The following is a 12,138-nucleotide window of genomic DNA, read 5'->3' as shown; positions in this document are numbered from 1 at the left end:
CGCTCGAGTTTGGGGCTGCTCGCTCGAGTTTGGGCGCTGCTCGCTCGAGTTTGGGGGCTGCTCGCTCGAGTTTGAGGGCTGCTCGCTCGAGTTTGAGGGTTGCTCGCTCGAGTTTGGGTGTGGCTCGCTCGAGTTCGAGGGTTGCTCGCTCGAGTTTGGGGGCTGATCGCTCGAGTTTGAGCGTTGCTCGCTCGAGTTTGGGGGTTGCTCGCTCGAGTTTGAGCGTTGCTCGCTCGAGTTTGGGGGTTGCTCGCTCGAGTTTGAGGGCTGCTCGCTCGAGTTTGAGAGCGCCTCGCTCGAGTTTGAGAGCGCCTCGCTCGAGTTTGAGGGTGGCTCGCTCGAGTTTGAGGGCTGCTCGCTCGAGTTTGAGGGCTGCTCGCTCGAGTTTGGGGGCGGCTCGCTCGCAATTGGACATTAAAAAAAGCACCCCAATGAGGTGCCCCAAAACTTACTTCCTTCTATGATCACTATACAATGTCTGCATTAGATTAATTTTCTGGACATAATTCAAATCATTACTTTCAAACAACTTGGATACATCTTTTTCCTTAAACGCTGGAGCTATTACATCCATACCACTTGAGTATTCACTTATAGCTTTTTCCCAATCTGGACTACTCATGACTGTCGACCATTCTGTCCAGGGTCCCTGATTACCTTTAATCAATCCAGCCCTTTCACTTATCTCCTGTTTTATCCAGCTTGTAAATTGAACAAAGCTGTTAATGTACCATGGGTAATACGGTAACCGACCATCAACATGAAACAGCCACTTTGTGGGCTTTAACAATGGCTTGGTCGCCTTTTGAAACAGTCTCCTGTTAAGCTTCCATTTTTGTGGAACTGCAGCACTTATTTTCACAGCATCTTTAGTCATAAAAGGTTCATAGGTCCGAAATAGTCTGCGATTAGCATGAAGGTTGGGTATATTAATATTCATAGAAATTGGCCAAAGCTGAAACCATTCTTCTGCGGATTCACTCCGAAAACGCTTAATACAATCTAAATGAGCTTGGCGTCGTTTCGTTAATTCTGAAAGTACATCAGCTGTAAAAGTATTGTTTTTTAAATGCACATCGGCTGAATGATCATTTCTTTTAATATGAGGTACAAATGGAAAGCGTCCTGAACCACCGAATTTTTTAACACATGCACCCTTTAAGGAAACATCTGAGAATAGACCTCCAAAAACAGCGGGATACTCGTCCAATTTACAGCTTTTGTGAAAACCGTAAGTATGTGCGTGAAAATACTGTGAGCCGCCACCAACTAAATTTGTGCTAGAAGGCAGTATTTCAAGATAATGCAGCTTACCCCGTTCAGCCAAGTTGAAATTTGCACCATAAGCATTAGCAGCTCGTTTAGCCACTTTTCCTTCCCTGTTCATATGATCAAGGAAAATATAGGCGTCTCGTTTACTTTTAGCAGGCAACAGGCCAGAAATTGTACGTGAGTCTTCTCCACCACTAATAAACTGCGCAATATGAGACATTTCATTTGTAATAAGGTCCACATATTTTTGTATACCATTTCTAAGATCGTCAGCTGCTTTATCTATTGATTGATACATGTTTTTTTCTTCCGGCAGCCAATATGTGTTACTTTGGAATTCGGAGGTACTACTTATGAGAGAATACTCCGTTGCTGGTTTTATCTGGCGGATAGCATTGTACATTGTAAATGGAAAAGTTACCACACCATGAAGAATAAAATCAACTTTTGATATGACATCTATATTAGCTTGTTGATCGGCTACATTTGCCAGTAAATCGACGTGAGTTGACAGCATAATACTTGATTCCTGGTATGAAAAAACTGGGATAAATGACATTAAATCTGTTATACAAGTTACTTCTGATGAATGCTTATTAATAATCAATATAGCAAAAGGACCACTCAAATCTTCATCCCATTGTATAACACCTTCACGCCAGCGGTCATAGATAGCTTGCGTACCTGCTACGCCTGAATTATTATTTAAGAACTTGTTATCCTGAAAATATAGTACAGGCCCGCCAATCACAACACAAATATACTCAGAATTTTCATAAGGCTGAAATCCATTATACAGATTTCGGCTCACAGCTAGAGAACCCCACTCTCCATGAAATTCTTCAACTGATGGTCCATCCTGTTGATAGATAGACTGAACATTTTGTGTTAGTTTTCCCTTTTTAATAGACTCTTTAGAATAAATGAAATCACTCATAACCTATCGCCATCCGATTGTTTATCTTCATAGTTTTTACTTATATGAAGCGTTATTAAAATTAAACTAATATTAAGTATTGCACCTGACACTCCAAACAAGGCAATCGCCACTAGATCACTCATAAATACATAATAACCAATTGCTAAAGCAGCAATTCTTGTTATTAACATAAATACCGTGAATTTCAAATGGAAAGCTTGCGCTGCCAGAACAGGTAGTGCTACAACACTGGGTCTATTGATAAATCCAAAAAAGGTCCAAAGTGCAATCCATCGTGCATATTCCCCTGCTGTCACCCATTCTGCACCAAACACAAAACTAAAAAGCCAGGGTCCAAAGATGACTACAGTTGCAAAAGGAATTATCCCTACTGCTCCAAGCGCTACCGTTGCCTTTTTAATCAAATTTGTGAGGTTTTCACCATTGTTGGCAGCTTCAGATATTCGTGGATAAAAAACATCTCCCACCGATTTACTAATAAGCTGCGTAGGTAATCTAAGGACCATCCTTCCAATTGAATAAAAGCCTACAGAAGCTGGACCAAAAAAACTCGTTAGCAATAAAATTGGCAGGCCTTGTGATGCTGCATCCAGGAAGACTTCTGGTGCTCTATAGTATGGAAAGTCCCTATATTTAGTAGCAATTTCTTTCATAGATACCTTTTCTGTATGTAAATCTGTTTGCTTGTAGTCAGTTTTTCTAGCAAATATGACCATCATCAAGGCTCTCAAACCATTACCTAATGCCGATAGAATTATAAGAACAGCTGCTACCGGATAAATAAATCCAATTCCTACCTTACTTCCTTGTATAATTAAGGAATGAAGAAATGCCACTTTGGCTGTAATAGCAAATTGCTTTGTTCGAATTAACCATTGCTCTGCGACTTGCATGAAACCTGAAAATAGTACAACGATAGGAATTAAATACAAAAATGGAGCAATATTCTCAAGGTTAAATAAATTAACAACTGGCTGATGAAACACCAACAAGATAATAGCCGTACCAACTGCAATTCCGGTTGAAATACACAATGAAAGTAGAATTATTCCCTTAGCATCTCGATCACTCTTAGGCAGTACAATTGCTATCGGGTAGGTCAACGCTGCAACGGGAGCAATAATGCCAACCACTGCCATAAATACACCCATTAAACCAAAGGCTTCAGGCCCATACAATCGAGTGATGAAGGGAGAAAGTGCCATCGTTACTAATTGAGCTGCAGCTGTTCCAGATGCCATTATTATGACATTGCGTACAAATGGCTTTTTAGTTAATTTCAAAATTTTACGCTTCATTCAATACCCCTCTTAAAATATTGAATTTATAATAGTAGAAAGTTATATATATGTTTTGGCACCATGTAACTCAAATCCCTTGTTATTGATCTGACACTTTTCACCTTACAAACTTCATTATATACCCGAAGTTTTCGACTTAGATTAATCTTACGACGATTTAAGACAACGAGCACTGTGTCTCTGATTATTTCTGAGAATAATTCTTCTTTAAACAGCTTATTATGCCTGTTCTGTTCCACCATTTTTGTTAGTAACCTTGGTAAGTGATCTAGCGTACTATCGCTAATCTCACTTTGATAGTTATCATTGAAAAATTCATTAAATACCCTCAATTCTACTTCTGTTAAATCAAAGTTATAGAAGTCTAAAATGTCTCGATGAATAGAATCGTTTATTTTTTTCCGTTGAATGATCTTACTGGACTTTGATTTTTTTGTAACATTAGTGTGCCCCGTCCGATACTTAAGTAATACCTCAGGTAGAATTGACAACTCACCCACTTTGGAGAGTTGAATCCACATATCATAATCCTGAGCTACAAAATACTCAGGATTATACCTAAGCTCATATTTGTTAATAGTCTCTAAACGAAGGAAAGAAGTTGGATTAGCAATACGGTTAAGAAATAGTAATCCTGCCTTGATCTCTTCAGAGGTAATATTCTTCGGCCTCATTACTTTTTTAAACCTGCCTCCGAATATTTCATAATAAGTCCCTATACCATCTATATTTGAATTGTTTTCCATATAATTAACTTGCTTCTCTATCCTTGTTAAATATGCAATATCATCCGAATCCATAATAGCCATATATTTACCTTGTGATTTCTCAAGACCTAAGTTCCTAGTGTATGGTATACCTCTGTTAATTTCATTTTTTATTAACCGGATTCGAGGATCTGTATAGGAATTCACTATATTTACGGAATTATCCGTAGATCCATCATCTACGATTACTACTTCTATGTTAGAATATGTCTGATTAATGACGCTCTCTAATGCTTCACTAATATATTCCTCGCAGTTGTATAATGGTATAAATACGGTAACTAAAGGTTGATCCATTTATGTAACTCCTTAAAATTAAATCCTTAGAACAGTATGGACATATAATCGTGTTTTTATTAGAAAACTTGGCTTATCGCCAAATCTTTATGGAAAAAGCCTTAGTTGGACTATTGCAGTAACAAAGTATTTATGCTTTGTTAACTGCAAAAAAAAGATCCTTACCGGTATTAAAGTAAGGATCTTTCTCTCTATAGTAACTACTTTTTAAAAAGGTTAGTGATTTCTCTCTACCAAAAACCAGCCATTCTTTAAATTCTCGCGATTATAATAAAAACGCTCTTCATCCTCATGTCTAATTACTTTCCCACCAGATGCTTCTACAATTGCTTGTCCAGCTCCTGTATCCCATTCCATCGTTGGTGCATAACGTGGGTAGTAATCAGCTTTACCTTCTGCCACTAAGCAGAATTTAAGTGAACTACCAGCCGTGACTACATCCACCTCACGATCCTTGCGTAATCCTTCAATAAATTCTTCCGTTTCTGCTGACATATGGGAACGACTTGCAACGACATTAACCACATTAGTATCAGCGACTTCCGGTAAACGAATACTTTCAGAAACTAACGCTTCATCATCTGTGATATCCTTTTTAGATGCATCTTCCAATTTAAAAGCACCTACGCCTTCACGGCCAAAATAAAATGTATCCAGGACAGGTGCATAGATTACTCCCAATGTTGGGTATTTTCCTTCGATCAGTGCAATATTCACAGTAAATTCGCCATTTTTCTTAATGAACTCTTTTGTTCCATCCAGTGGATCCACTAGGAAAAATTGAGTCCAATCTTTACGTTCCTCATAAGGGATATCCGTGCCTTCTTCACTTAGTACAGGAATATCTGAATACGCAGTTTGCAAGCCTTTCATAATAGCCTGATGAGATCGTTGATCCGCTTTAGTCAGCGGTGAATCATCTTCTTTGGTTTCAACTTCAATATCTTTTTCGTATACATCAAAAATTTCGCGTCCAGCTTCCAATGAAACATCGAGTAATTTTTTTATGCTCACATCTGTCATTATTCCAGGTATCCTTTCTCTTTCAGGTAATGTACAATTTCTTGCACAGATTCCTCAAGAGTTAATTTATCGGTATCGATTGTTACTTCTGGATTCTTAGGCTCTTCATATGGAGCGTCGATTCCAGTGAATCCTTTGATCTCTCCAGCTCGTGCTTTTTTGTACAAGCCTTTTGGATCACGCGATTCACATGTTTCAACACTAGCGTCAACAAATACTTCAATAAATTCACCATCTTCCACAAGTTCACGAACTTCATCGCGATCTTCACGATATGGTGAAATAAACGCTGATAAGGTAAATAATCCAGCATCAACCATTAATTTTGAAACTTCACCTATACGGCGAATATTCTCTTTGCGATCTTCTGGACTAAATCCTAGGTTTTTATTTAAGCCGTGACGAACATTGTCGCCATCCAGGCGGTATGTGCGTACTCCCTGGGAATAGAGTTCTTTTTCCAATTCAACTGATACAGTTGATTTACCTGAGCCAGAAAGTCCTGTAAACCAAATTACTGCGCTCTTATGTTTGTTTAATCCTCGTCTATTTTCTTTCGTTACCTTTGAATCGTGCCATACGATGTTTTCTGCTTTTGCCATGTTATATTCCTCCTAAAACCATACATTATATATTATTGAAACAGATGTAATCATTACTAAAATACTAAGTGGCGTACCAACTTTTATATAATCTTTAAACGTATATCCGCCTGGTCCAAACACTATAAGGTTTGTTTGGTAACCTATTGGTGTAATAAAGCTTGCTGAAGCAGCGATTGCAACAGTTACCGCAAAACCCATAGGGGACACATTAAGCTGGGCTGAAAGCTCAAGGACAATTGGAATCATCAAGACAGCTGCTGCGGTGTTCGTAATTAATTCCGTAAATAAATTTGTCAAAAAGTAAACCATAAATAAAATAACTAATAACCCTAAAGGTTCACCAAAGCTGACAAGTCCCTTAGCCAGCCATTCAGCCAATCCTGTTTCTGTCATGGCCGCGCCAATTCCGAGTGCGCTTGCTATTAACAACAATACATCAAACTGAACATATTGTTTCGCTTCTCCTGGAGTGAGAACTTTTGTGCCCAGCAATATGAGAACTGCTAATGCCATAGCCTTAAACATAGTAAACACACCGGCTGTAACTAGTGCAATCATGACGACTAACAGTGCGATTGAGAACCAGCCTTTTGCCGGATTCTGTTTAAGTGTTTTTGGTGTATCCAATGAAGATACAACATAAAAATCATTTGATTGGTAATGTTTTTCCAAAAAGTCTGAACCAGCTAGTAATAGCAGTGTATCCCCAGGACGTAAGACAATTTCCCCAACCTTGCTTTTAATCCGTTCATTGTTACGATGAACGGCGATAACGCCAGCATCATATTTCGAACGGAACTGGGCTTCTTTAATAGACCTTGACGTTAAAGAGGACTGGTGGGATACAACAACCTCAATCAAATTGGATGTACCATTTTTCAAATCATTTAATCCAATATTTGTACCTGTCTCAAGTGTCAGTCCTTTAATTTTTTCAAGCTCAGCTATGGTTGTTATCAAACCTGTAAAGATCAATCGGTCGCCTTGCTTAATAACCGTTCTCGATTTCACTGGTGAGATATGCTCTTTCCCCCGGATGATTTCAACCAAGTAAAGACCTTTCAGATCCCTGAGCCCAGCATCTTTAACGTTTTTTCCAACATGCTGAAATGACTCCGTTACATGCATTTCAGCTATATATTCTTTGGAATTTTCTTGAACCCGCTGACTGAACCCTTTGTTGTCTGGAAGCAACCGATGGCCAATTGTAAATAAATAAATGAGACCGACAATTGCAATTGGAATACCAACTACTGCTAGGCTAAACAACGAAAATCCACTAAAGCCATAATCTACCAACATTCCGTGAACTACTAAGTTAGTAGACGTTCCGATTAATGTAATCGTTCCACCTAAAATAGTGACATACGATAATGGAATTAGATACTTAGAAGGGGCAATCCCACGATCCTCACACCATTTTTTAATGATTGGCGTAAATGTTACTACAATCGGTGTATTGTTTAAGAATGCTGAAAAAAATGAGGTAGGTAGAAAGAATCGCAGCATGGAACCGGTTTGTGTCTTACTGTTCTTCAGCCAGCCTTCCATCATCCGATCAATCAGTCCACTTTTTTGCACTGCCCCTGCAACGATGAACAGTAAAGCGATCGTGAGCATACCTTGATTCGAAAATCCACTCAATGCTTGGTCCGGTGTTAATATACCAGTTACTAATAAAATAACCAATACTGAAAAAATAACCATATCAGGCCGAGCTACTTCAAAAAGTAACCCGGCTAACATGGCTATAATCATGATCAGAACAAAAATCATCTCAAATGACATGGGAGTCAATCCCCTTTTTAGTTTTGTTGCATCCCTTTAATAAGAATGTCAGCAACTTCCGGACGTGAAAATTCCTTTGGAGGACGTTCCCCATTGCGTAATTTTTCGCGCACTTTTGTTCCACTTAAATGTACATGGTATTCTTTATCGTGCGGGCATGTCTTGGCTGTACCCATATTACCACATTCTGTGCAGAAGAAAGCATGTTCAAATTTAAATATTTGAATACCTAACTCCTCTTCAAACTGTGATATAAACTCTTGCGCTTCGTAAGTTCCATAATAATCACCCACACCAGCATGGTCACGGCCGACAATGAAGTGTGTGCAACCAAAGTTTTTACGAACAATCGCATGCAATACAGATTCTTTTGGCCCAGCATAACGCATAGCTGCTGGATAAATCGCAAGACGAGTGCGTTCAGCAGGATAGTAATGTTTAAGAATCGCTTGATAGCTTTCCATGCGGATATCTGCTGGAATGTCATCTGATTTTGTTTCACCGACTAATGGATTTAAAAGTAATCCATCAACAGCTTCTAGCGCACATTTTTGAATATACTCATGTGCACGGTGTACTGGGTTCCGTGTTTGGAATCCGACAATCGTTTTCCAGCCTAAATCAGCAAACATTTTGCGTGTTTGATTCGGATCCATATAAAATTCGTTAAATACTCCATGATCAGGACGGTTCAATAACGTAATTGGTCCACCTAAGTATACATTTCCGCGGTCATAAAGTTTTTTAACACCTGGATGTGCTTCTTCGGTAGTCCCATAAACGTTCTGTGCCTCAAGCTTCTGATCATACGTATATTTTTCTTCTAGCTTAATCGTTCCATAAATGATCCCGTCTTCACCTTTAAGTGCGATTTCCTCACCTATTTTATACTGTTCTGCTTCATCCTCTGTAACAGACAGTGTAATGGGTACTGTCCATACCGTACCATCAGCTAAATGATTGTTTTTTACAACATTCTCATAATCAGCTTGTCCCATGAAACCAGCAAGTGGACTAAAGCCACCAATACCGATTAGTTCAATATCTGAAATCACCCAAGGATTTGCTTGGATTGTCTTTAATGATTCAGCATTTGATACTGCTTGTTCTCTTTCTTGTCCTTCTAGTTCGCGGTTCACTAGTGTACCGCCGTGTGGTTGATTCGACATTTAATTACCTCCAGATGAATTTACTATTATAGATAATGTGAAGTCTTGTAAGAATGTGATTAATTAGAAAAATGCTCTTATATATTTTAACATAAAATCTTGTATCTTTGAAAACTTTGAGGAGTACAGTAAATAGAGGATATCCCAATCGATTTTACATAAATAGTATCCACTCATTTAGGATAAAGTTTTGCTCTATCATTGTATAAAACCACCACATCATAGCACAGTTAACGCAACACATAAGAAATATAAATAATATTAATATTATTCGAGAGTAATCTTAAGTTTTTGCAGAAAAACACCGCGATAATTAATCCAATCTTTTCATCTGAACTTTCCGTGTTGCTAGAACTTCTACATATAATGCAGCAGCTTAACAAAAATAAAACAGATAAGAAACCAATTTATTAACTATAAAAATGAACATTATCTCCCGATGAGTGTTTTTATTATATACTGGGAACCAGTCACAGAAGACCAAAATATATCTGTAGGAGTTTGGTTGTTCGCCGGACATTGTTATAAAGAATACTGTTTATCAAAGTAGTTTTTATACTCACCACTAATAATCTGTTCCCACCATTGTTTATTACCCAAATACCACTGAATGGTTTGTGCTATACCAGTTTCAAAGTTATACTTTGGTTTCCAACCTAATTCTTCGAGTTTTGTAGGATCAATTGCATAGCGTTTATCATGTCCTAATCGATCTGGAACAAACTCAATCAAGTCGTCATTCTTCTCTAAAGTGTTAATTATAGTTTTTACTACATCTAAATTAGTACGTTCATTATGGCCACCTATATTATAAACTTCTCCACTTTCACCCTCGTGTAACACTAAATCTATTGCAGAACAATGGTCTTGAACATGCAACCAATCACGAATGTTCCTCCCATCTCCATACACAGGGACTTTCTCATCATTGAACACTCTTGATATCGTTAATGGAATCAACTTCTCTGGAAAATGATAGGGTCCATAATTATTGGAGCAGCGAGTTATATTGACAGGCATTCCAAAGGTTTCATGATAAGAACGAACTAGAAAATCTGAGGATGCTTTAGTGGCACTATAAGGGCTATTAGGTTGAAGAGGAGTATCCTCTGTGAAATAAGTAGTTGGCTCAAAATCTAGCTCGCCATAAACCTCATCAGTTGAAACATGAACAAACTTAGATGTATATATTGATTTTGCTGCATCAAGTAACACTTGTGTACCTAAAACATTCGTTCGTATGAAAATCTCTGGGTCTGTTATAGAACGGTCGACATGGCTTTCGGCTGCAAAGTGTACAACATAATCAAATTGTTCTTTTTTAAATAAAGACATGATTGTCTTTCTATCAGAAATATCTGCTTTAATAAAATGATAGTTACTTTTTGCTTCTATGTCATAATGTTTAGTTAAGTCTCCAGCATAAGTTAACTGATCTAAATTATAAATATCATACTGGGGATGCTTTTCAAGCATATAGTGCACAAAGTTACCACCGATAAACCCTGCTCCACCTGTAACTAATATTTTCTTTTTTAACATCCTATTTCACCTCTACTTCTAGCTGATGCAAATAATGAGTAAGAGCATCTTGCCAACTTGGTAACCTATTAAAACCTTGTTGTTCTAATTTGTTCTTAGACATACGAGAGTTCTTTGGTCGCACAGCTCGTGTAGGATATTCCTCTGTAGTAATAGCATTTACTTTCACTTTCTTATTACTCTGCTTAAATATCTCTTTTGCAAAATCAGCCCAGGTACAAAAACCCTCATTCGATGCATGGTAAATGCCATATTTTTCAGTCTGTATCATGTCAATTAGTAATTTCGCTAAATCAAACGTGTATGTCGGTGAGCCATACTGATCACCAACTACATTTAATTCACTATGAGTTTCAGAAAGTCGCAACATTGTATTAATAAAATTATTACCATTGATACCAAATACCCAAGAAATTCGAACAATGAACCAGTTTTCTAATAATTCCTGAACTGCTTTTTCACCCTCATGTTTGGTCAAGCCATAATAGCCAACTGGATTTACTTCACTAGTTTCTTTGAAAGGTATTTCTCCAGTACCTTTTAATACATAATCAGTGCTAATATATATAAATCTTGCTTCAACCTTTTTGGCTGCACCAGCTAGATATTTTGTCCCGTTAACATTTACATTCCAACATAACTCTTTATTGTCTTCAGCTTTATCTACCGCTGTAAATGCTGCACAATGAATGATTGCATCAGGGTTAAGTTCATTCACATAATTAGAAACAGCTTGTTCTTCAGTAATATCTAATTCATCAGGCCCAACACCATGCATGTCCAAACCATGCTCTAAACCTTCTTCAACAACATCAAATCCAAGTTGTCCTGTATAACCAGTAACTAGTATTTTCATAGAAATATTACTCCTCAAACCTAAAATTGTTTTCTGCGTCTTCTAACAACGGGGCTTTTTCATCTTTCTCAGATAACACTGGTTCAATATCGATTGGCCATTTAATTCCAATAGCTGGATCATTCCAAATAATTCCTCGGTCGCACTCAGGTGCATAAACTTCATCTACTTTATATTGTACTTCGGCATCTGCCGTTAATGTTATAAATGCATGTGCAAATCCCTTTGGTACTAACAACTGTTTTTTGTTTTCTGCAGATAATTCTACCCCAAACCACTGTCCATAAGTGGGACTTTCTTTTCTTATATCTACCGCAACATCAAAAATTGACCCCTGTGTGCAGCGGACAAGCTTTGTTTGTGCTTTTGGATTTAGTTGATAATGTAAACCTCGTAAGGTACCTTTAGTTGCAGAAAAAGATTGGTTATCCTGCACAAAGTCTAACTCTATTCCTGCTACTTTAAACTTTGTTGCGCTGTATGTTTCCATAAACCATCCACGATGATCTCCAAATACTTTTGGCTCGATAACTTTTACTCCAGGTAGATTAGTATCCAGGATTTCCATTCTATCGCCT

10 protein-coding genes are annotated in these 12,138 nt (G+C 37.9%); all 10 read right to left on the bottom strand.

Annotated elements, in window-relative coordinates:
- Window positions 1-448: 448 nt before the first annotated feature.
- Complete coding sequence (locus BLS02_RS03375; protein WP_092491548.1) at window positions 449-2,209, bottom strand: asparagine synthetase B family protein; 1,761 nt, start codon at window positions 2,207-2,209, stop codon at window positions 449-451.
- Window positions 2,206-3,510 (bottom strand): lipopolysaccharide biosynthesis protein, encoded by a 1,305-nt coding sequence (locus BLS02_RS03370; protein WP_092491547.1) that lies wholly within the window; start codon window positions 3,508-3,510, stop codon window positions 2,206-2,208. Before BLS02_RS03370 ends, BLS02_RS03375 begins: the two co-directional genes overlap by 4 nt.
- Window positions 3,511-3,536: 26 nt before the next feature.
- Window positions 3,537-4,577 carry a glycosyltransferase family 2 protein gene (locus BLS02_RS03365; RefSeq protein WP_092491546.1) on the bottom strand — a complete coding sequence of 347 codons (1,041 nt, stop codon included), beginning with the start codon at window positions 4,575-4,577 and terminating at the stop codon, window positions 3,537-3,539.
- A gap of 216 nt (window positions 4,578-4,793) precedes the next feature.
- Window positions 4,794-5,600, bottom strand: coding sequence for a 3'(2'),5'-bisphosphate nucleotidase CysQ (gene cysQ, locus BLS02_RS03360; protein ID WP_092491545.1), 807 nt, complete (start codon window positions 5,598-5,600; stop codon window positions 4,794-4,796).
- Window positions 5,600-6,202 carry an adenylyl-sulfate kinase gene (gene cysC, locus BLS02_RS03355; protein WP_092491544.1) on the bottom strand — a complete coding sequence of 201 codons (603 nt, stop codon included), beginning with the start codon at window positions 6,200-6,202 and terminating at the stop codon, window positions 5,600-5,602. The genes cysQ and cysC overlap by 1 nt, the downstream gene beginning before the upstream one ends.
- A gap of 12 nt (window positions 6,203-6,214) precedes the next feature.
- On the bottom strand, window positions 6,215-7,993 hold the full coding sequence (locus tag BLS02_RS03350; RefSeq protein ID WP_092491543.1) for an SLC13 family permease: 1,779 nt from the start codon (window positions 7,991-7,993) through the stop codon (window positions 6,215-6,217).
- A 17-nt stretch (window positions 7,994-8,010) separates the two neighbouring features.
- The gene (gene sat / locus BLS02_RS03345; RefSeq protein ID WP_092491542.1) at window positions 8,011-9,162 is read right to left on the bottom strand and encodes a sulfate adenylyltransferase; all 1,152 of its coding nucleotides are present in this window, start codon (window positions 9,160-9,162) and stop codon (window positions 8,011-8,013) included.
- Between the two features lie 522 nt (window positions 9,163-9,684).
- Entirely contained in the window at window positions 9,685-10,704 is a 1,020-nt protein-coding gene (gene rfbB / locus BLS02_RS03340) for a dTDP-glucose 4,6-dehydratase (RefSeq protein ID WP_092491541.1), read from the bottom strand.
- A 1-nt stretch (window position 10,705) separates the two neighbouring features.
- On the bottom strand, window positions 10,706-11,560 hold the full coding sequence (gene rfbD, locus BLS02_RS03335; protein WP_092491540.1) for a dTDP-4-dehydrorhamnose reductase: 855 nt from the start codon (window positions 11,558-11,560) through the stop codon (window positions 10,706-10,708).
- A gap of 7 nt (window positions 11,561-11,567) precedes the next feature.
- Window positions 11,568-12,128 carry a dTDP-4-dehydrorhamnose 3,5-epimerase gene (gene rfbC, locus BLS02_RS03330; RefSeq protein WP_092491539.1) on the bottom strand — a complete coding sequence of 187 codons (561 nt, stop codon included), beginning with the start codon at window positions 12,126-12,128 and terminating at the stop codon, window positions 11,568-11,570.
- Between the last annotated feature and the right edge of the window lie 10 nt (window positions 12,129-12,138).

The sequence above is a fragment of the Virgibacillus salinus genome, assembly GCF_900102415.1.
GTDB classification, from domain to species: Bacteria; Bacillota; Bacilli; order Bacillales; family Amphibacillaceae; genus Lentibacillus; species Lentibacillus subterraneus.
Note: the sequence above shows the minus strand (reverse complement) of the source record. Positions and strands in the feature narration are given on the sequence as shown.

Coding starts and splice junctions, on each gene's coding strand:
- rfbB (WP_092491541.1), bottom strand. CDS start 10,704: ATGTTAAAAAAGAAAATATTAGTTACAGGTGGAGCAGGGTTTATCGGT.
- rfbD (WP_092491540.1), bottom strand. CDS start 11,560: ATGAAAATACTAGTTACTGGTTATACAGGACAACTTGGATTTGATGTT.
- BLS02_RS03370 (WP_092491547.1), bottom strand. CDS start 3,510: ATGAAGCGTAAAATTTTGAAATTAACTAAAAAGCCATTTGTACGCAAT.
- cysC (WP_092491544.1), bottom strand. CDS start 6,202: ATGGCAAAAGCAGAAAACATCGTATGGCACGATTCAAAGGTAACGAAA.
- rfbC (WP_092491539.1), bottom strand. CDS start 12,128: ATGGAAATCCTGGATACTAATCTACCTGGAGTAAAAGTTATCGAGCCA.
- BLS02_RS03375 (WP_092491548.1), bottom strand. CDS start 2,209: ATGAGTGATTTCATTTATTCTAAAGAGTCTATTAAAAAGGGAAAACTA.
- BLS02_RS03350 (WP_092491543.1), bottom strand. CDS start 7,993: ATGTCATTTGAGATGATTTTTGTTCTGATCATGATTATAGCCATGTTA.
- sat (WP_092491542.1), bottom strand. CDS start 9,162: ATGTCGAATCAACCACACGGCGGTACACTAGTGAACCGCGAACTAGAA.
- BLS02_RS03365 (WP_092491546.1), bottom strand. CDS start 4,577: ATGGATCAACCTTTAGTTACCGTATTTATACCATTATACAACTGCGAG.
- cysQ (WP_092491545.1), bottom strand. CDS start 5,600: ATGACAGATGTGAGCATAAAAAAATTACTCGATGTTTCATTGGAAGCT.